The organism is Psychrobacter sp. 1044 (genome assembly GCF_904846525.1).
Taxonomy (GTDB): domain Bacteria; phylum Pseudomonadota; class Gammaproteobacteria; order Pseudomonadales; family Moraxellaceae; genus Psychrobacter.
Genome location: NZ_CAJHAZ010000001.1, coordinates 322,401 through 344,050, shown reverse-complemented (window position 1 = coordinate 344,050; position 21,650 = coordinate 322,401). Strand labels below are relative to the sequence as shown.

The 21,650-nt window shown below is 43.1% G+C and carries 20 protein-coding genes and 1 riboswitch; of the genes, 17 read left to right on the top strand and 3 right to left on the bottom strand.

What is annotated here, in order from left to right:
- Nucleotides 1–290: 290 nt before the first annotated feature.
- Nucleotides 291–476, top strand: coding sequence for a hypothetical protein (locus JMX82_RS01400; protein WP_201539042.1), 186 nt, complete (start codon nt 291–293; stop codon nt 474–476).
- A 103-nt stretch (nt 477–579) separates the two neighbouring features.
- Here JMX82_RS01400 and JMX82_RS01395 read toward each other — a convergent pair whose 3' ends face one another.
- The 3 genes from JMX82_RS01395 to JMX82_RS01385 form a co-directional block, all read right to left on the bottom strand.
- Nucleotides 580–1,182, bottom strand: coding sequence for a flavodoxin family protein (locus JMX82_RS01395; protein WP_201501385.1), 603 nt, complete (start codon nt 1,180–1,182; stop codon nt 580–582).
- A gap of 86 nt (nt 1,183–1,268) precedes the next feature.
- Complete coding sequence (locus JMX82_RS01390) at nt 1,269–2,231, bottom strand: polyphenol oxidase family protein (protein WP_201539041.1); 963 nt, start codon at nt 2,229–2,231, stop codon at nt 1,269–1,271.
- A 106-nt stretch (nt 2,232–2,337) separates the two neighbouring features.
- Nucleotides 2,338–3,576, bottom strand: coding sequence for an RluA family pseudouridine synthase (locus JMX82_RS01385; protein ID WP_201539040.1), 1,239 nt, complete (start codon nt 3,574–3,576; stop codon nt 2,338–2,340).
- A 780-nt stretch (nt 3,577–4,356) separates the two neighbouring features.
- On the opposite strand from JMX82_RS01385, the gene JMX82_RS01380 reads away from it, so the two are divergent.
- From JMX82_RS01380 to nrdB, 16 genes are all read left to right on the top strand, one after another.
- Nucleotides 4,357–5,559, top strand: coding sequence for an outer membrane protein assembly factor BamD (locus JMX82_RS01380; protein ID WP_201539039.1), 1,203 nt, complete (start codon nt 4,357–4,359; stop codon nt 5,557–5,559).
- A gap of 208 nt (nt 5,560–5,767) precedes the next feature.
- Nucleotides 5,768–7,930 (top strand): DNA primase, encoded by a 2,163-nt coding sequence (locus tag JMX82_RS01375; RefSeq protein ID WP_201539038.1) that lies wholly within the window; start codon nt 5,768–5,770, stop codon nt 7,928–7,930.
- A 532-nt stretch (nt 7,931–8,462) separates the two neighbouring features.
- A complete protein-coding gene (rpoD, locus tag JMX82_RS01370) occupies nt 8,463–10,379 on the top strand; it encodes an RNA polymerase sigma factor RpoD (RefSeq protein WP_201539037.1) in 1,917 nt (638 codons plus the stop codon).
- Nucleotides 10,380–10,557: 178 nt separating this feature from the next.
- Entirely contained in the window at nt 10,558–10,764 is a 207-nt protein-coding gene (locus tag JMX82_RS01365; protein ID WP_060490914.1) for a ParD-like family protein, read from the top strand.
- Nucleotides 10,757–11,530: a type I methionyl aminopeptidase gene (gene map, locus JMX82_RS01360; RefSeq protein WP_201539036.1), complete on the top strand. Its 774-nt coding sequence runs from the start codon at nt 10,757–10,759 to the stop codon at nt 11,528–11,530. The genes JMX82_RS01365 and map overlap by 8 nt, the downstream gene beginning before the upstream one ends.
- Before the next feature lie 178 nt (nt 11,531–11,708).
- Complete coding sequence (locus JMX82_RS01355) at nt 11,709–12,635, top strand: bestrophin family protein (RefSeq protein WP_201539035.1); 927 nt, start codon at nt 11,709–11,711, stop codon at nt 12,633–12,635.
- A gap of 373 nt (nt 12,636–13,008) precedes the next feature.
- Nucleotides 13,009–13,128, top strand: a riboswitch (TPP riboswitch).
- Nucleotides 13,129–13,267: 139 nt separating this feature from the next.
- Nucleotides 13,268–13,915 (top strand): thiaminase II, encoded by a 648-nt coding sequence (gene tenA, locus JMX82_RS01350; RefSeq protein WP_201539034.1) that lies wholly within the window; start codon nt 13,268–13,270, stop codon nt 13,913–13,915.
- Nucleotides 13,916–14,028: 113 nt separating this feature from the next.
- Nucleotides 14,029–14,727 carry a class I SAM-dependent DNA methyltransferase gene (locus JMX82_RS01345; protein ID WP_201539033.1) on the top strand — a complete coding sequence of 233 codons (699 nt, stop codon included), beginning with the start codon at nt 14,029–14,031 and terminating at the stop codon, nt 14,725–14,727.
- Between the two features lie 256 nt (nt 14,728–14,983).
- Nucleotides 14,984–15,304 carry a YbeD family protein gene (locus tag JMX82_RS01340; RefSeq protein ID WP_045446256.1) on the top strand — a complete coding sequence of 107 codons (321 nt, stop codon included), beginning with the start codon at nt 14,984–14,986 and terminating at the stop codon, nt 15,302–15,304.
- A gap of 525 nt (nt 15,305–15,829) precedes the next feature.
- On the top strand, nt 15,830–18,106 hold the full coding sequence (gene nrdA, locus JMX82_RS01335) for a class 1a ribonucleoside-diphosphate reductase subunit alpha (RefSeq protein ID WP_201539032.1): 2,277 nt from the start codon (nt 15,830–15,832) through the stop codon (nt 18,104–18,106).
- 372 nt (nt 18,107–18,478) lie between these two features.
- The gene (locus JMX82_RS01330) at nt 18,479–18,706 is read left to right on the top strand and encodes a hypothetical protein (RefSeq protein WP_194197488.1); all 228 of its coding nucleotides are present in this window, start codon (nt 18,479–18,481) and stop codon (nt 18,704–18,706) included.
- 87 nt (nt 18,707–18,793) lie between these two features.
- Nucleotides 18,794–19,195, top strand: a complete 402-nt coding sequence (locus JMX82_RS01325; protein ID WP_201539031.1) for a hypothetical protein — start codon at nt 18,794–18,796, stop codon at nt 19,193–19,195.
- A 60-nt stretch (nt 19,196–19,255) separates the two neighbouring features.
- A complete protein-coding gene (locus JMX82_RS01320) occupies nt 19,256–19,681 on the top strand; it encodes a hypothetical protein (RefSeq protein WP_201539030.1) in 426 nt (141 codons plus the stop codon).
- Nucleotides 19,682–19,779: 98 nt separating this feature from the next.
- Nucleotides 19,780–20,019, top strand: a complete 240-nt coding sequence (locus tag JMX82_RS01315) for a hypothetical protein (RefSeq protein WP_201539029.1) — start codon at nt 19,780–19,782, stop codon at nt 20,017–20,019.
- Nucleotides 20,020–20,053: 34 nt separating this feature from the next.
- Nucleotides 20,054–20,437 carry a hypothetical protein gene (locus tag JMX82_RS01310; protein WP_201539028.1) on the top strand — a complete coding sequence of 128 codons (384 nt, stop codon included), beginning with the start codon at nt 20,054–20,056 and terminating at the stop codon, nt 20,435–20,437.
- Nucleotides 20,438–20,509: 72 nt separating this feature from the next.
- Entirely contained in the window at nt 20,510–21,643 is a 1,134-nt protein-coding gene (nrdB, locus tag JMX82_RS01305) for a class Ia ribonucleoside-diphosphate reductase subunit beta (RefSeq protein ID WP_045446160.1), read from the top strand.
- Nucleotides 21,644–21,650: the final 7 nt, after the last annotated feature.

Sequence of the window (21,650 nt, the reverse complement as noted above, 5' to 3'; positions counted from 1 at the left end):
ATAATAAGCTATTTGAATAATATCTTTAAAATCAGTCACTAAAGTTCTATTTTTTGGGCGCATATCTTTTATAGAAAACCTATCATTGTGAATAATTGTCATATATGCGCTTCATTTTTTGTCATCATCGATTTTAGTTGTACATAATAGATACATAGACTTAAGTTAGCACTCGCTTTTCTTACCAGTCAAATTTTTATAATGCTATGAAACAAGCTATTGCAACGCACCATATTTTCTTTATGATAGGCGCTATTTCCACGTTGCCGATCGCCGCCTGAGACACCACTATGAAGTTACCGATTCTTGCTTATATACTTACATCAGCCCTGTTACTGACAAGCTGCCAATCATTTCAGTTTGTCGACAGCCCTATCCCTGTGAATACCACCCCTACCAATAGCATCTTGGTCAAAAATATGCCTGCCACCACTGGGCAGGTTCAAAATACTACCAGTACAAAAAATCAAAAATAGTGCCATCACATTCATAAAATAAGCAAAAAAAAGGCAGATATCGGTTTGATATCTGCCTCTAATGTTTAATAAATTACCTTGAATGACTCAATAGCCATTCATTTCAAGGGCGCGCCGCTGGCTGATGCTTGATAATTGTCTTAGCCAAATGATCGCCGAACCAAATAGCTGTATCAATATCCCCACGTCCTGGCGTTTCCTCAGGAGGACCATCAAGCGACTGGGTCATCAAGCCCAAAAAGCTAGATAAACGGTTTAAATCATGAGCCTCATGACCTGTCGGCATCAGCGGTAATCCAATCCAGTTCATACCATGCTGCATCGCATACAAAGAAATCTGCTGCAATACCGCCAGCTTATCACCGCTCAGTCCACCAGAGTTGGCAAAAGCGGCTGCCCACTTGCCTTCCCATTTACGATGGTACCAGCGCTTTGAGGTTTCATCCATAAAAGTCTTAAATTCAGCAGTGACACTACCCATATATACGGCACTACCGAAAACCAGCAAATCCGCCTGATCCAAATAATCCCAGTCAACCTTGTGGACATCAACGGCTTTGGCCTGTGCTGCTGGCAATTGCTGATGCGCCCCTTTAACGATCGCTTCAGCCACGCGCTTGGTATGACCGTAGTTGCTATGATAAATAACAGCAATAGATACAGTCGGTATGCTATCAGTAATGGACGATTTGGCAGATGTATTCATACAAACTCTAATAATGGCTATAAATGGTTAGATAAAAACAATATAAGTTCAACAGTTACTCGCGCGCAACAGCAAATAGCGTAATCCTACGCAGCGCCACGTACAATGACCAGCGCCATTCGACCTGTAGCAGGCTGCTGCAAATGCGTTTGACGCCGATAAGAGTAATAGTGGTCATCAGCATAACTACAGCTGCTAGATAATGTGTCATCTACTATAACGCCCGCCGCACTAAGCTGATCCGCTGCCAACTTTGGTAAGTTTAGCTTGATTTTCATTGTGTCAACTTTGTCACAGCTTGACAGCTTATCAACCGTATCCTGTACATGTTGAGTATTGCTATCGCCTTTAATAATAGCCACAGAATCTATGACATATAACGAATCAAAATGCTCAATACTGGCTGTGTTCAATAACTTATTTTCTGTGCAACCTTTCAATAATTGATTGCGAACTTGAGCGCCAACTTCATAGCTGTCTTGACTGATACAAACACCAATCCAAGCTTTGATTTGTCCCGATTGCGTAAAACAGTGCACAGTCGCTTGAATAACCCCGCAAGCCAGACCTTGCCAACCCGCGTGAATCGCTGCTATTTGACCACTAGCTGGCTGATATAAAACTATCGGCACGCAGTCAGCCGTCATTATCGCAAGCCCAAGCCCTTGTTGCCGACTGACCATCGCGTCAGCAGACATTGGCGTCATACCTAGCGCTGTGCCATCAATATCATGAATTTGCTTACCGTGAACTTGGTTAACCCAGTGTAAGCGCTTGATGGGTACGTGTTGGCATGTCGACGATAAGGGTGCAAGCTGCTCATTGATGGCAGATAATGAACGCATGCGATTGCTCAGTACTTTTGCAGCATCGTCATTGACATGCAAACCTAAATTTAGCTCACCGTAATTCGCTTGACGTTGCTGTCGTACTAGCTGTTCTGTGGGCTGGTCTTGTGAGTCAACATCATCGCTTGAAAAGGCAGCTGTTTGAAAAACAGCCACATCATCAATCTGTGCGAGCAATGTCATAGGAAACTGATGAGTCATGGCTGATTTACCGTCTTAATGAGTCATTTTTATGTCACGGATCGCTATTTACTACTAGGCTCTGTTTTTTACAAGCGACTTTACGCTCTCGCCTACAAGGAGCGGTCTACTCGTCATCATAGCCATCACTTAGCACAGCCATTAACTGCTGCATATCTTCAGGCAGTGGTGTGGTGACTTCAATATCTTCACCAGTCGTTGGATGCACGAAACCCAGTGTGTAGGCATGTAAGGCTTGACGTGGAAAATTATTAATCGCTTGACGTTGTGCTTCTGTCAGTCCTGCCCGCAGTTGACGACGACCACCATAGACACGATCACCCACTATCGGATAAGTAACATGACTTAAATGCACACGAATTTGGTGAGTGCGTCCCGTTTCAAGACCTACATCCAACAGGCAATAATTGCCATTAAGCGCGGTCACATTCAGTAAATGAGTCACAGCTTCGCGTCCTGCCGTCATTACCGTCATTTTAGTACGCTGATTACGGTGACGACCGATTGGGGCGTCAATACGGCGATGGCGCGATAGACTCGCTGCATCCCCTGCTACCACACATTGATAATGACGATAGACCGACTTGTCCTTTAGTTGCTCCATCAGCGCAAGCTGTGCTGGCTTGGTTTTACCAATCAACAATAGCCCTGAGGTATCTTTATCAATACGGTGCACCAGACCTGCACGCGGCAGATGGTGCTGCTGCGGATAGTGATACAGCAGTGCATTGACCAAGGTGCCGGTTTGGTTGCCCGCACCAGGATGCACTACCATGCCAACAGGTTTATTGATGACCAATACGTCATCATCTTCATAGACCACATCGATGTCTATATTTTCTGGTTGATCTTCACTATGCTGCTCTAATGTGGTGGTTAACTGCAGCACATCACCCGCTCTGACACGAATTTTCGGTTTTTGCACGCCACCGTTATACAGCAGGCTGCCATCACTGATCCAACCTTGTAATTGAACACGTGAGAAATCGGTAAATATTTTTGAAGCCAATTTATCAATACGTAAACCTGCTTCGTCTTCTATAACCGTATGCGTCATATTAATAATTACTGGCACCACTTGACCGGCGGCTGACGCTTCATCATCGTCGCTATCATCAATGTCGTCAGCATCTTCATCGCTGCTATCTATCATATCGTCGTCAAGCACATCACTATCTTTTAACACAGCGTCTTCTAAAACATGATCGCTATGGCTTTGCTCATCAAGCATCGACTGATTATCGTCAGGTAATTCACTATTATTTAAAACGTCATTTGGCATCGGTGACTCTTGTGCTGATGAATCAGTCTGTCGTGATTGATTCGGTGGTAAATGGGTAGTCATAGCATTATTATTCATAGCAGATTTATATATGGCAAAGCGCCTGACATGGTTTTGAAAGGTAGCTTTTGAGAAATTTCTAATAAAGTGTTAAGCGTAACGCTATAAAAAACGAAAGGCCATTCGCTATCAATCACTTATCATAAAAGCGATCGTCGTCGAAAAAAGCGGAGGCAATACCATGCTAGTGTAGCATGCCAAGCGCCTAAGCCCTATAGAAGCTGTGTGTTATCTGTCATTTTTTGATTATACCGCAGCGAGCGTCAGCGCCGTACTTAACTCTCTAAAATATGACATTGCTGTAATTTACTGTATATTTGTCAGTGTCAGCGACATTCGATATCGCTCGTGACAGCAGCTCATGTTAAAATGCCAAACTGACATGCGCTGGTATACAGCTCATTGCGAGCAGCAGCATATCGTATATGCGTTGCAGTAGACTAATAACTGTACGATACTGACTCAAATCCGATGAGCACGATTGGATTAAGTACAATATAGATGGCGAAAAAATAGACGAAGCAAACGTTATTCTATAAAGTATAGCCATATTTTGCTGTATGCTATGCCACTGTATGCTTATCGAATTTTTATTAAAAGCATTTGGTTTGATATAAACCCTATGCCATCAAGCGTTTTTTAATAACGATAACTGGTATGTCCGATGATTGACATAGTAGATGACAGACCACTATCGATGCCTACGCATCGTTTTTTATCATTAACCTAATATCTAGTATGATAGCGTCGCTGCTATTATACGTCTTGTGTCGGAGAAGAAGTATGCAAGCTGTTGGCAATACGTTTATCAAACTGTCCTCAATAACCCTACTTGCACTAAGCGTAAACTTAGTGGGCTGTCAGACTTTCAAAAATCTGACTGGCGGTAAAGACGTCGATGCGGTAGAAACTGCCGAAAAATCAGAGCAGAACTATTATAACGATGCCATTACCCAGATTGATAAAGGCCGCTATACACAAGCCATCGAAGATTTGACCAATCTGCGCACTTTTTATCCTACTGGACAGTACGCTGAGCAAGCATTACTCGACATGATGTACGCACAATATGCCAGTGGTAAGTATGAAATGGCAGCTGCCAGCGCTGAGCAATTTATTAACCTATATCCCTCTAATCCGCAAGTCAGCTACGCTTACTATGTGCGCGGCGTCGCCAACATGCAAGGCTCATCAGAAGGTCTAAAACTGTTTAAGCTCAATCAAGCTGAGCGTGATACCGCCTATTTACGTATTGCCTTCGCTAACTTTCAAGAGCTTATTAACAAGTACCCTAACAGCCCTTACGCGCCAGATGCCGCTCAGCGCATGACTTTCATTTACAATCAGTTTGCTGAAAGTGAGATGAGTGCCGCCAACTGGTATATCGAGCGCGAAGCTTATGTCGCTGCTGTTAACCGTGCCAAATGGGTGTTTCAATACTATCCACTTAGTGAATCCATCCCTGACGCAATCGCGGTCTTAGCTTATAGCTATGACAAATTGGGTATGTCTGATTTGGCAGCAGAATACAAAACTCTATTGCAGATTAATTATCCCAACATGTTAAGTGCTGATGGACGCGTTAAACTCGACACCAAACGTGAGCGTTCTTTCATCAACAAATTGACTTTTGGACAGTTAAGTCGTTTTAACAAAGATACTTCATCAGTTGCGACAGGCGACTATAACGGCGCAACCAAAACTCAGGTTATTCGTAACGCCAGTCAATTGAGACTGCCAAGCGATAATGCAGCAGCAGCCAGTGCAGCGCAAGGTACTTCACCTGTGCGCGCCAATACTGGCATCAATGTCGGCTTAGGTCTGCCTGAAGCATCCGCTGAGCGTATTACTAGCCAATCGAGCACTGGCTCTACAGCAAGAGAAGCCAATGTCGATCCGCAAAACACCAATCCTGTACGCCGTACGACATTGCCTGTTCAAGGGATTGATATCCTGCCATCAGATGTCGATATGAATGATGAATAAATGCGCTGGATTTGAGGCAACGTCTTTTCTTTAATTAAGAGAACGTTTCTTCTTTTTAGTACATCAACGCACATCATGAAAAAAATAAGGTCAACGACAGAGTTGGCCTTATTTTTTCTGTTTCTGTTTCATTATCTATGCCTAATATTGTTTGCGCCCAATATTGCCTATGCTTAAGATAATACACCTATGGTAAACTGTTTTTTGCATGAGTATTCCAAATCATATTCTCGACCAATTAAATAGCCAAGCTGACTTAATCAGTATCATTGGGCGTCATACGACGCTTAAACGTGCTGGTAGTGAGTTTAAAGGCTGCTGTCCATTTCATGGTGAAAAGTCGCCCTCTTTTTATGTCAATCCACAAAAAAATATCTATCATTGCTTTGGCTGTAGCGTCGGCGGTAATGCCATCAGTTTTTTACGCGATTATGAAAACTTAACTTTTATTGAAGCGGTTAATGAGCTATCAAAGCAGACGGGCATCGAAGTCCCAAAAGAAGAACAACAAAACGTCAGCTACCAGCGCCGTGCACCAAAACCGATTGCACCACCGCCAACACCTAATCCAACTATCGACGCTAAAAGTCCTGCTCAAACAATTAATGCGCCTTCTATTAACGCTACTTCGGCTATCCAGCAACAAAACCAGTACGGCGATACCGATCAACCCGTTTATCACGACAGTAGCAATGGCTACGATGAGTATCCACCGCTAGATGCTTACGACTCAGCGTCTTATCCAGAAGATTCTTATGGTGCAGACTACCAAGATGATAATAGCTATCCGCCAGCATGGTTGACAGGTGGAGATACTGACGCTGCGGCATTGTACGATGATCATAGCGCTTCCGATAAAGACGGTAACCTGTATGAGCTGTTAGAGCAAATCCAGCAGTTTTATCAGCACAATCTTACCCTTCATCCGCATGCCAAGCATTATTTTTTATCGCGTGGTATCACAGAAGACATCTTTGAGACCTTTGGCTTAGGCTATGCGCCCTTTGGGTGGCAACATCTTGAGCATCAGTTTCCACAAGATATTGAAGGGCTAAAGGCGCTTGGTTTGGTGCGCCAATCAGAGTCTGGACGCGATTATGATCTACTCCGTGATCGGGTCATTTTCCCGATTCGAGACAATCAAGGTCGCACCATTGGTTTTGGTGGTCGCGCGCTTGATGACGAGGTAAAACCCAAATATATCAACTCCTCTGACTCGCCCGTTTTTCATAAACAGCATGTGCTGTATGGCTATTATGAATCACGCCAACAACGTGCCGACAGCTGGCTGGTGGTCGAAGGATATATGGATGTGATTGCCCTTTACCAAGCGGGTATTTATGGCGCTATCGCTTCGATGGGTACGGCGATCAATGAGAGTCAAATATCACGATTACTGACGCTGAACCCTACCCTAACCTTGAGCTTTGATGGCGATAGCGCGGGACAAAAAGCGGCTTGGCGTACCCTTGAAGTGGCTTTGCCAGTACTGGCCGATGATAAAGAGTTGCGGTTTTTGACCCTACCTAATAATCATGATCCTGATACGTTTATTAAGAGTCAGGGCGGCGATGCCATGCGTGAGCAAATCGCGAATGCCATGCCATTGTCACAGTATATTTTTGCCTATTTAAGCGAGCGTTACGATTTAACCTTGGCAGAAGGCAAAGCCAAGCTCATGTCGCAAGTACGTGCCTTGACCACTGCATTACCTAAAGGCAGTAGCTTTCGCTATTTGCTGAACAATGACGTCTATCAGAAGCTGGGTGGTAAACGTAGCCAAAATATCGAAGCCAAAGATGCGCTGCTAGATTTTGATGGTGACATGACCATCAGTCAGCAATTGCAGCTTTGTTTTTTGTTTCAGCCACGCGCCTTAATTGAAGACCCTATCGAAGCCATTTGGCAGCAGGCAGGTATTAATGATTTACAGCTGCCAGCACATATCAAGCAAAAAGCCGCGCCTGACATCTTGCGTCCGCTGGCTTGGGAAGATTTGCAAGATATCGCCTTGCTGGATATCGTTAGCACCATCAAACGCTGCCTGAATCATTTACCCAAAGATGCCAACGCCGCCGCACACTTTATATTGTCTAATGTCAAACCAATCACCCAAGAAACACTTAGCCGTAGCTGGGGCGGATTTTATAAGACATTAATTGGCAGAAATATTTTGAGCTTGGATGAGTTGATCGAAAACTTGGTGATGCAGTTGCTCAAGTTACATCTGCAAAAAAAGATGCAAGAGCTCATCAAAAATCCTGATCATATCAAGCTGGCGATTGTCCGTAAGCAGTCGCAATTATTAAATGACTGGTTACGCGCGCAGCAAGCTGAGCAGTCAGCGCAGATGGCGACGGTGAAATCTTAACGTTTGCCATTATTTTTGCTAAAAAATCTCCAACCCTTTAAAAGTATAGCGGCTGCCCCCACTACTAATGATTATGCCCAATAGCATGTATTGCCATTTAATCATTTGGCTGATATAAAATAATCGGTAAAAAATGGTCGGTAGATATCACTACCTCGTGCTTGATTACGCTGGTGTGTGTTAAACTGTGTCGCTAACTATTTATAGCCCGATTTAATAGATGACGATAAATCCGCCTCATTAAGCACAAATTTTAGATATTATTTTGAAGTATCCGTTTTTAGGTACCGTTATTTTTATATATTACTTTTTAGATAATGTTATCTTGAAGAGTTTTTAGCGTTACTAATTTCTAGCAGTTTTTTAGCATTGTAATTGTAGTATCTTGAGCCTTTATTCATATCAACTCATTTTTGATATTATTGACAACCTCTACGCCATATTTTGATGAATCGATTGATTATATCAACGCACTGAGCGAGCGATAGCGCGTCACAATATAAAAATGTCCGATGCAAGTAAGCGAGTATTTATGAACGATAAGTCAGTTTCTAAGTCCACATCTCAACTGGCCACCTTAATCCAAATGGGTAAAGAGCAAGGGTATCTCACCTATGCTGAGGTGAATGACCAACTGCCCGACTCTATTACCGAAAGCGATCAGATCGAAGATATTGTGCAAATGCTGACCGACGTTGGTATCAAAATCTTTGAATCTGCGCCTGATGCCGATGACATCTTGATGAACGACGATTCAAGCGATGATGACATGGCAGCGGATGAGGCAGCGGCGGTATTGGCCTCTGTTGAGACTGAGCCGGGTCGCACCACTGACCCTGTGCGTATGTATATGCGTGAAATGGGTACGGTTGATCTATTGACCCGTGAAGGTGAGATCGCCATTGCCAAGCGTATCGAAGAAGGCATTCGTGACGTACAGCATGCGATGTCTTACTGGCCGGGCACCGTACAGTTCGTCCTTGATGAGTATCAAAAAGTACAAGATGGCGAGAAAAAGCTTTCTGATGTCATCACTGGCTTTTTAGATCCTGAGACCGAAGCAGACAAAATCGCTGCCCAAGAAGCGAAAGAGGCAGCAAAAGAAGAACGTGAACGCATCAAAGAAGAAAAAGAAAATCCACCTGTGATCAAAGCAAAAGCCAAAGCAGCGGCGCTTGATGATGAGGACGAGGATGAAGACGATGTTGAAGAGGAAGCTGAAGAAGAAACCAGCGGTATCGATCCTGAAGAAGTACGTCTGCGTCTAGAAGAAATCGAACACTTATTTATCAAAGCCAAGCAAGCCTTGCTAGATTATGGCCGTGGTAGCACAGAAGCAAATACTGCTTATGCCCTACTTGCCGAACGCTTTATGATGCTAAAGTTGAACAATCGCTTGTCAGATCAAGTCATGGCTATCATGCATGATGTCTATGATGATGTGCGTAAGCAAGAACGTCAAATCATGCGTTTGGTCATTCGCCGTGGTCGTATGCCACGTGAAGAGTTCCGTAAGACTTTCCCTAGCAACGAAACCAACGTTGATTGGTTGATTGAACGTATTAAAGGTAAGCCTGCGTTTGCTGGTACGCTAGAAAAAGTCACTGATGATGTTATTTTATTGCAACGTCGCATTCGTGACTACGAGCAACAGCTCGACATGAAAATCCACGATATGAAAGATGTCGCGCGCCGTATGGCAGTCGGTGAAGCAAAAGCTCGCCGCGCCAAAAAAGAAATGGTCGAAGCTAACCTGCGTTTGGTTATTTCTATCGCCAAAAAATATACCAACCGTGGTCTACAGTTCTTGGATTTAATCCAAGAAGGTAACATCGGTCTGATGAAAGCGGTTGATAAATTTGAATACCGCCGTGGTTATAAATTCTCGACCTATGCCACTTGGTGGATTCGTCAGGCGATTACCCGTTCTATCGCTGACCAAGCGCGTACCATTCGTATTCCTGTGCATATGATTGAAACCATTAACAAAATAAATCGTGTATCTCGTCAGTTGCTACAAGAAATGGGACGCGAGCCAACGCCTGAAGAATTAGGTGAACGCTTAGAGATGGACGAAGTTAAAGTCCGTAAAGTACTGAAAATCGCCAAAGAGCCTATCTCGATGGAAACCCCTATCGGTGATGATGAAGACTCACATCTAGGTGATTTCATCGAAGATGGTACGATCTCAAGCCCTGTTGATGATGCGACAGCGGCAGGTCTGCGTGAAGCGACTCGTGATGTATTGGGCAATCTGACTGAGCGTGAAGCACGCGTGCTAAAAATGCGCTTTGGTATCGACATGCCAACTGACCATACCTTGGAAGAAGTGGGTAAGCAGTTTGACGTAACACGTGAGCGTATTCGTCAGATTGAGGCAAAAGCACTGCGTAAATTGCGTCATCCGTCACGTTCTGAGCATCTGCGTTCGTTCTTAGAGAATGATTAATAATAAAGCAAACTAAGCACCAATAAAAAAGCCGAGTTTATCTCGGCTTTTCTGTGTCATCGATTTGATGGCTCGAGTGCTATAACTACATATCTGCATCAAGGAATACAAGAACAAACTTGCAATGGCACTATACAATATATATGATTCGCATACATTTCATATACTAGGTAAAACAATGGGTATTGTTAAAATTGATGACACACTACACGAAGAGCTTCGTAAAGCCAGTGCGGTAATGGTACGTTCGATTAACGCGCAGGCAGAGTATTGGATAAAGATAGGTATGTTGGCCGAGGCCAATCCTCACGCATCTTATACCGATATCATCAGCGAGCAGTTAAAACGAGCAGATGTTAATATAGGAAATCTTATCGATGGCTAAAATCGCGCTAAAAACACCTGAAGAGTTAGCCATCATGCGTGAGTCTGGACGCTTATTGGCATCGGTTTTTGCTTACCTAGATACGCACATGGTCGCTGGCATCTCCACAATGACTGTCAATGATTTAGTTGAGCGCTATATTGTGGATGTTTTACACTCACGACCTGCCAGCAAAGGTCAATACGGCTACCAATACGTGCTCAATACTTCTGTCAATCAAGTGGTTTGTCATGGTGTACCCTCAAGCAACCAAGTCCTAAAATCAGGCGACATCATCAATGTGGACATTACTTTAGAAAAAGGCGGCTTTATTGCCGATTCTAGCAAAATGTATATGATTGGCGATGTGATGCCCTTAACAAAACGCCTCGTCGATAACACTTATGAGGCCATGTGGGCAGGTATCCGTGTGGTCAAGCCGGGCGCAACGCTCGGTGATGTCGGGCATGCCATTCAAAGCCATGCCGAACAGCACGGTTACTCTGTCGTTAGAGAATACTGCGGGCATGGTATCGGTCGCGAAATGCACGAACAGCCTGAAGTTTTACATTATGGTCGCGCAGGTGCAGGCTTGGTCTTAGAACAAGGCATGACCTTTACTATTGAGCCAATGATTAATCAAGGCAAAGCCAAAGTAAAAATGAAAAAAGACGGCTGGACGGTGGTGACTGCAGACAAAAAGCTTTCTGCCCAATGGGAACATACCATCGCGGTGACTGCCGATGGTTATGAGGTGCTGACGCTGCGTGAAGAAGAGACCCTTTAGAGCGTGCTTACAGTTTTCCTTGCTGCTGCGCAATACAAAAGTGATTTAAGTATTTAAGTAGCATCTTATTATTGCCATATTGGTAACTACTGATATCATAGGTCGCGATGATTTGAGTATACGCTGATTGATACCTCTGCCATCGCTTTTTTATATATGCCATCGATAGGAAACCGACATGATTGTCCGGCAAACCCCAAACGCTCTCAAGATACTTTTTACCCTGCACGGCTCTGTCATTCCAAAAATTTATCCGCAAATTTTGCTGATCGCGCTTCTCAGCACACTTATAACAATTATTCAGCACTGGCTTCCTGACTCTTTTCCTTATTATGGTATGGCTCCTTTTACCTTGCTAGGAATCGCGTTGTCGCTATTTCTTGGTTTTCGTAACAATGCCAGTTATCAACGCTGGTGGGAAGCTCGAGGGCTTTGGGGTCAGTTGGTATATGATGCGCGTAGCTTAACCCGTCAAGTACTTTCTTTTATAGATACTGATACCGAGAATGGGCACGAGACTGGGCGAACGATGGTTTACCTGACCATTGCTTTTGCGCATGCTGTGCGCCATCGCCTGCGCGGATCGTCACCTTGGCATGATGTCGAGCCTTTTGTCGCATCGAAACACCATGATAGTATGTGTCAAGCGCGCAATCTACCTGATTACATCATGCGCCTCATGGGTAAGCAGCTCGGCGACATTCGGCGTCAAGGACTGGTATCAGAGCAAGTCATACAGAACATGGACGAGCGCCTGACGTCTATGACCATTGTATTGGCAGCCTGCGAGCGCATTCATAATACACCGCTGCCGTTTGCTTATATGCTGCTGGTCCATCGCACGACCTATCTGTATTGCATCATGTTGCCTTTTGGCTTGGTGGCCTCGCTCGGTTGGGTGACCCCGCTGATTTGTGCCGTGATCGCTTATACCTTTTTTGGTTTGGATGCCCTCAGTGAAGAGCTAGAAGAGCCTTTCGGCTTAGCCGCCAACAAACTACCCCTGACTGCATTATCGCGTACTATCGAGATCAATCTGCGAGAAGCACTAGAAGAGGCAGATATTCCGCCTGAGATCACTCCTATCAATGGCTATTTACCATAGCCTCTTAGCTGAACACCTATAAATCATAAAGCAATCAATGCTAAATGAGACAGTGTCCCATAAACGTGTTGCCTTAATTTATGAGATATTTTTTATATATCCTACCGTCGGGTAGATAAATAATATAGGCAATAGTAGAGCGTTTATGAATACAGAATGCATTTGAAAACAGTGATTTCTCTCGCCATTATCGTGGCATTTGACTAGCTTAATAAAAGGTAAAAACTTGCCTATTTACGCTTGCAAGACAACTTTTATTCATGGTTTTTTGCGCATCACTTGCTAATGATGGCTGAATTCGTCTACCATAGAGCCGATTACTTAAGTACGAGCAGTTTAAACTTATGTAAACTTTATATTTATTTCTGAAAAATAAACCTTGTCGGGGTGCTTTGATTTTTGATGCTTTAACTACAATTCAAAATCATGGCTGAGAGTTACCCGCGAACCTGATGCAGTTAGCACTGACGTAGGAAACAAGCGTGACATTTTATAGTACACCTCTTAAGCATCTATTGCTAAGCAAGCCTTGCCAGTTTATTCACATAATCTGGTAAGGTTTTTTTTGTGCCTGCTCACTGCTCACCCCCTACTCTTTGCTTACTTGCATTTTATAACAGTAAGTGAACACTATGAACTACCAAACATTACGCCACAATTGCCCAACATGGGGTGACTACATTCAGCATGATTTTGTCAAACAGCTAACGGCTGGTACGCTCACCCCTAACAGCTTTCGTCACTACCTTGTGCAAGACTATTTATATCTTATTCACTATACCCGTGTGATGGCGTTGAGCGTGTATAAGAGTGATACGCTGGCACAAATGCGTGTCGGTCAAGCAGGCATCAATGCCATGCTCGATATGGAAATTGGCATGTATCTCGATTTATGTCATAAGTGGGACATCCCACTTAAAGAAGTAGAAAGCGCCCCTGAATCTGCCGTGACCATTGCCTATAGCCGCTACCTATTGGACGCTGCGATGTCAGGCTCATTGGCTGAGCTTTATGCGGCGATTGCTCCTTGTTTGATGGGTTATGGCGAAATTGGCAAATGCATTAAAGAACAAGGTTTTGTCGCGGACAATCCTTACCAGCCATGGATTGATGTCTTTGCCAGTGACGAATTTCAAGCAATTACCGCGCAGAATGAAGCGCAGATTAATACGCTACTAGCACAGGCTAACCCCACTCAGGCAGACAAGTTCCAACAGTTATTTAATACTGCTTCACGTATGGAAGTGAATTTTTGGCAACAAGCGCTTGATTTGTCCTAGCCCCTATGCAAGGTGCTAGCTTTATGGCAAATACTTTTATATACCATATTTATTATAAATAAAATTTAACTTAACCCTAAACATAATAATGGACACACTTAAGGAGAGACACCATGGCAGCATTTGATGAACATGCAAGCGCGTATGACAGCTGGTTTTTTGACAACCAAAACTTACTGACCAGTGAGCTAAAGCTGGTCGCGCATTTCTTAGATAAGGATAGTGAGATATTGTCTATCGGCTGCGGTAGCGGACTGTTTGAGTCACTATTGGCGCAGGATTATGATATCCATATCAGGCACGGCATTGAGCCTTCAAAAGACATGGCTGAAATCGCTAAAAAGCGCGGCTTACAAGTGGATATTAGTCCTGCCGAGACTTGCGATATTGAGCCAAATAAGTTTGATATCATCATGTTTAACGGCAGTGTCAGCTACATCAACGATTTGGATATCTGTATTAAAAAGGCATTTGATGCCTTAAAAACCGGCGGCAAATTGATTGTTATCGATGTGCCAAAAGAAAGCGGTTTTGCGAGCTTATATAATTTGGCTAGCTCATTAAATACTTGGGAGCATCCGCTGCTTGCTCATATCTCTCCTGCTGATCCCTATCCTATTGAGCTGGTTAAATCAGCAAATTGGCGCACCTCTGATGAAAAAATCGCGCTGATGCAAGCCAATGGTTTTGTCGATTTTGAATATGCACAAACCTTACTGACCCATCCTATGTATGCCAATGATAAGGTGCAAGAAGTCGTCGAAGGCTATGACCGTGGGGATTATGTCGCTGTTTGTGCTTATAAAAAATGATCTGATATGTGTATTAGCATTTGATTATCATGGATAACTGAGCAAAAGTTATGACAGATCACAGTGATCCATAGCATACTGTCATTGCCATTTTAGCACTTGAATTATAAGTTTAGTGCCACTATAAATGGTGAATAAAGCTCTTATGCTAATAGCTAACATTTAATAAAGCGAGGCACACATCATGACTGATGATCCAAAAGACAGCACCAATCAAAACAACAACCAAGCACCAACAAATGAAAAATCAGTAAAAATGACCAACCTAACGCCCAATCAAGGTGTGATCACAGGCAAAAGAACGGATATTCAAAATCCTGAGCTTTGGGACTTTCCAATGAACTATCCACTTAGCATCATTGGGCATGAAGGCGAGCGTGAGAACTTACTCAATGAAGTGAAGCTTATCTTGGGCAGTCAGTTCCCTGATTTTGATTTGGCCTCGATAGAAGTGAAACCGTCTAAAACCGGTCGCTTCCATTCAGCACGGGTCAATCTATATCTTACAGCAGCCGATCAGGTCAATGTGCTGTATGCCTCACTCGACGCTGCCAAAACAGTTCGTTTGGTCGTATAGACAGATAATTGTCGTTTAAAAAAAGCCAGCCGCTTTTCCGTCGAAATCGTCACTCATACGGGTGGCGATTTTTTGTGGTTTGCTGTACAATCTGCGCCCTCATTATTATTGTTCTGTGTCCCCTTATTGGTGGGTCATTTACTCGCGAATAAAAAGCAAACTGTCAGCCCGTTTTTACAAAAAACTTATTATTTGAGTCAATCGCGTCTAACCCTTACCCCATCGTCCTTTGCTAAAATTCGGACACAGCACAACCTCACAGCAACATAGTTTGACCCTAAAATCAATATAGTATTTTCAAAATTTTCCCGCTATATTGTGCCTACCTACTAACAAACACGCTATATGTAGTACTCAGTGAATTTAATTGTCACTATGAGTAGCGGTAGATTTTTGCCTAAAAAAACACCTATCGCGGCGCAAGCATCGTAGCATTATAAAGAATGCCTGCCGTTTACTGACTGTGCAGCATCACTATAAGCAACATTATAAATAATTACCAAGTTATCAACTTAAGAGGGCAACATGACACACATCGACAAAATCAAAGTGACCAAACGTGACGGACGATTAGAGCTTATTGATTTGGATAAAATTCATAAGGTAATCGAGTGGGCAGCTCACAATTTGGATAATGTGTCTGTGTCGCAAGTTGAGCTCAAGTCGCACATTCAGTTTTATGAAGGTATCAAGACTCGCGATATTCACGAGACCATCATCAAGTCAGCAGCAGATCTTATCTCTGAAGATACGCCTGATTATCAGTATTTGGCTGCGCGTTTGGCGATTTTCCATCTGCGTAAAATTGCTTACAATAAATTCACCCCGCCGCACCTTTATGATCATGTCAAAAAACTGACCGACGCTGGTAAATATGATCAGCATATCCTAGCTGACTACAGCCGTGCTGAATTTGACGAGCTAGAAAAGTATCTTGATCACTGGCGCGATATGAACCTTGCTTATGCCGCTGTTGAGCAAATGGCAGGTAAATACCTCGTCCAAGACCGCGTCAACAAGACCGTCTTTGAAAGCCCGCAGTTCTTGTACATGCTGGTTGGTATGTGTTTGTTTAGCCGTTATAACAAGTCAGATCGTTTGGACTACGTAAAGCGTTTTTACGATGCGACGTCGCAGTTCAAAATCTCACTACCAACACCTATTATGGCAGGCGTGCGTACCCCATCACGTCAGTTTAGCTCATGCGTATTGATTGAATGCGGTGATAGCCTAGACTCAATCAACGCCACCACCAGCGCAATCGTCCGCTATGTGTCACAGCGTGCTGGTATTGGTATCAACGCAGGTCGCATCCGCGCCCTTGGTAGCCCTATCCGTGGCGGCGAAGCACAGCATACGGGTTGTATCCCATTCTATAAACTGTTCCAAACGGCGGTTAAATGCTGTTCACAAGGCGGCGTCCGTGGCGGTGCAGCGACGTTGTTTTACCCATTATGGCATTTAGAAGTTGAGTCATTACTGGTACTCAAAAACAACCGAGGTGTCGAAGACAACCGTGTGCGTCATATGGATTATGGCGTCCAGTTAAACAAAACAATGTACACTCGCCTCATCAAAGGTCAAGACATCTCGTTATTTTCACCGGGTGACACGCCGGGCTTGTATGATGCGTTCTTTGAAGATCAAGACAAGTTTGAAGAGTTATACACCAAGTACGAGAATGACCCAAGCATTCGTAGCCGTCAAATCCCAGCAGCTGATTTGTTCAGTCTGATGATGCAAGAGCGTGCGAGTACGGGTCGTATCTATATCCAAAACGTCGATCATTGCAACACCCATAGCCCATTTGACCCAAAGGTTGCCCCGATTCGTCAGTCAAACCTATGTATGGAAATCGCCCTACCGACCAAGCCACTGGATAACATCAATGACGAAGAAGGTGAAATCGCCCTTTGTACGTTATCAGCGGTCAACTTGGGTAAAGTCGACAACGCCAGCGACATCGAAGAGCCAGCCGAGCTCATCGTCCGTGCGCTTGATGCCCTGCTCGACTATCAAGACTATCCAGTGAAAGCGGCTCAAAACGGCAGCATGCGTCGTCGTACGCTAGGTGTGGGCGTGATTAACTATGCTTATTACCTTGCCAAAAATGGCGTGCGCTATTCAGACGACTCAGCATTGGGTCTGACGCATCAAACATTTGAAGCCTTGCAATTCTATCTCTTGAAAGCGTCAAACAAATTGGCAAAAGAGCAAGGCGCTTGCCCTGCGTTCAATGAAACGACGTACTCGCAAGGTATCTTGCCGATTGATACGTACAAGAAAGACTTGGATAAAATCTGCCAAGAGCCGCTACATCTCGATTGGGAAACGCTGCGTACTGAAATCACCACTCACGGTCTGCGCAACTCTACCCTAACCGCCTTGATGCCGTCTGAGACTTCTAGTCAGATCGCCAACGCAACCAACGGTATCGAGCCACCACGCGGTCTGGTCTCTATCAAAGCATCAAAAGATGGCATCTTAAAGCAAGTCGTGCCTGAGATTGATAAGCTAAAAAATCAGTATGAGCTACTATGGCAAATGCCAAACAATGATGGTTACCTAAGGCTGGTCGCTGTCATGCAGAAATTCATCGATCAAAGTATCTCTGCCAATACCAACTACGATCCGGTTCGTTATGAAGGCGGCCGTGTACCAATGAAGATATTGCTTAAAGATTTATTAAACGCGTATAAGCTTGGCGTGAAAACTTTGTACTATCATAACACTCGTGATGGTGCGAACGATGCGCAAGCGGATATGGAAGATGATTGTGCTGGCGGGGCTTGTAAGATTTGAGAACCGTTAAAAAACTGCACTGCAATTTTAGGTTCGCAAGAGAAATTCTTTAAATAGAATTTCTGATGGGTGGCGGGTTTAGGTTAAGCTCGTTATCCATCACTATTATATAGTTGAAAGTTTTTAAAATTTGTTTGGTACTACAAGTATCAGGCAATAAAAATGGCAAAGACGATTTCTCATCTTTGCCATTGGAGATAATAAATACGCCAATATTCATTATCAGGAAGTTAAGGCTATCGACTTTCACAAGTGATAAGCAAATAGAATAACGTTCCGTTCTTAGGCAGCTATTCTAATTTAAAACTTACCCCTTGTCCAAATAAACCGTGAATTGATAGTCGCAAATGTTTCAGCTCAGGAGAAGTGAGCATGGAGAAATATCGTGATATCGATGGTAACTCTGGTATAAGCGCATATGAGGTCGGTGACGATTTTATAATTGTGCGTTTTAAGAAAGGTGGTATGTATCTGTATAACTATTCTATAACTGGTTCTAATCATGTTAACAAAATGATAGAGCTAGCTAGAATAGGAAATGGACTTAACGGATACATAAACTTAAACATTGAACACGCTAGTGCTAGAAAAATAGCATAGGTGTTTGGTATGACCTCAATGGTTTAGTGTTAGGGTGCTTCGACACCTTAGCACTATTAAGTATAAGTTGCTAAGAAGGATAAGAATTTGAATATCTCAGTTAGTAAAAAGCATTTTTTGAGAATTAATACTTGGGATGATATTTATAAAATGAGTGGATATACCGACTCATTAGATCCTAAGAAGGAAAAATTAAAGCAAGTTATTAATAAATATGAACTTCCAAACAAGGGTAAATGCGGTTTATCAAATTGTCGCACACCTCATAACATTGGATGTATTGTTGAAACTGAATCTGGTAGGTTGACTAATTTAGGAAATGACTGTGGCAAGAAGTATTTTGGAGAAAACTTTACGTCCTTGAGCAACAAACTTAGCAAAGAGATTGATTACTCAAACAAAATCGAGAATATAAAGTTAGCTAAATTAAATATTGCTGAAAATTATAGAAAGTTAAATGAAATAGAAGCTGATTGGAAGAGGATTTAGAGCGTTTATAGAGCTATAAAGTCTGAAGGTCTTGATGGGCTATACGACAAGTTAGAACAAATGAAACATAGTAAGAGCTCCATTATTGCAATACAGCGTAGAGCTACAAAACCTGAGATTGAGCTTGAAGAGGTTAGAACAGGAAAAGACGTTCAAAATCCTTTCTATATTTCTGATAACTTAGGTGATTTGAAAGGTCTAAACTATCTTACTAATAGAACCAAAATTAAAACCATCATTCTAAATAACAAAATAGCTCTTGAGCGTTTAAATAATTTTGATGAGGACAAGACAACTCTCAAAGAACTTAGCAAAATGATCAAAGAGAATGAAAAATTAAATGATAGTGTTCGTGAAGCTCATTGTATTATTACGGATGGCTTTAAGTTGTTTAGTGCAGATAATATGAGACAATTTACGCCCTTGATAAGTAGTAAAAGGCATAGAAAGTTAAGAAGGTTTTTAAATTGTTGTTTTGAAAGCTAATAAGCGTAGGTTGAGCGAATATTTCGACATCTAACTATTATTTTAAACGGTTGTAGGGTGCGCCCAGCGCACCGATGATATAGAAATTGTGTTTAAAGGTGCGCGAGGCACACCCTACAGCTTACGTCCAAACGGAAGAGTCATTAAGAAAAAAGAGAGACGTCCTAACACGGTCGTTTAGCCCCGACTATAGCGATATCCTGCTGACGACGATGGCGATGCAGTCCGTGACTGAGCGTAGTATCGAGACAACAGGAATGCGGTCAGACACGATAGACTGCACGCCAGCGACAAAGCAGATACAAGCGGTAGGCGGGATTGGCTACTGTTATAATTAAAACATACAGATAGAACTAAAACGACGGAGGTCATGTGCAATATACCGCAATCATCAAAGACGGTGGTTTGTTTATCCCAAACGTATTTTCAGACCTAAACGATGGTGGCTCGCATATCGTACAAGTGGAAGTCGACATCGCAGACGTCCGTGAGCAATTAGGCGAAGGCACAGCAGCAAAACCAGAAGCATTAAAGAAAGTCGCCACAAAAGTATTGAAAAAACCAGTAAAGAGAACGACTAAAAAAGACGTACAGAAAGAAATGCAGCAACTATCAGATGATGATGGCTTGAGTGCGCTGCGTAAGAGTGCGATCGATGAATTGGAAGGTTTGGACGATAGCGAGCTGAGTGAGATATTTAAAGCGTATATGAATGATGGACAGACGTCAGAACAGATATCTTTAGAGCACTTGTAATATAATTCATTCAAACCAAATCTAGTCAAAACCCTATAACTTAATAACCATATCAATGATAAAGGCAGTCTCATGACTTATTCGATTTTTTCCCAAACGCCAAACAATGCGCTAACAGAGCCGATGTTTTTTGGTAATCCGGTCAACGTGGCGCGTTACGACCAACAAAAGCACCCAATCTTTGAGCAATTGATCGAAAAGCAGTTGTCGTTCTTTTGGCGTCCAGAAGAAGTCGATGTATCACGTGATCGTATGGACTACGGCAATTTGTCCTCACACGAACAGCATATCTTTATCAGTAACCTAAAGTATCAAACGCTACTCGACTCTATCCAAGGTCGTAGCCCAAACGTGGTGCTACTGCCATTGGTATCGATTCCTGAGCTTGAGACATGGATTGAAACGTGGACGTTTTCTGAGACCATTCACTCGCGCAGCTATACCCATATCATTCGTAATATTATCAATGACCCTGCTATCGTCTTTGATGACATTATGCAAAACGATCATATCCTAGAGCGCGCCGCCGACATCGCCAAGTACTACGATGACTTGTATTATAACTCATCGCTATACAACCTATACGGTGCAGGCACGCACACGATCAATGGCAAGCAAATTACCGTCGATTTAAAATCGCTGAAAAAGCAGCTTTACTTGTGCTTGATGGCAGTCAACGTCTTAGAAGCCATTCGCTTTTATGTGTCATTTGCTTGCTCTTTTGCCTTTGCCGAGCGTAAGTTAATGGAAGGTAATGCCAAGATTATTAAACTGATTGCTCGTGATGAGGCGCTACATTTAACCGGTACGCAGCATATTCTTAACCTCATGCGCATCGGTCGTGATGATCCAGAGATGGTCGACATTGCCAAAGAATGCTATGAAGAAAGCATCGAGATATTCCGTAAAGCGGCTGAGCAAGAAAAAGAATGGGCAGGCTATCTATTCAAAGACGGCTCAATGATTGGTCTCAATAAAGACATTCTTTGCCAATATATTGAATACATCACCAATTTACGTATGGAAGCGGTTGGCTTGCCAGTCGCATTCCCGAATTCTAAATCAAACCCAATCCCGTGGATTAATACGTGGTTGTCTTCTGACAACGTACAAGTTGCTCCACAAGAGACGGAAATCAGCTCATATTTGGTAGGTCAGATTGACTCAGATTTATCAGACAGCGATTTTGATGATTTTGAGCTTTAGAGCTTAT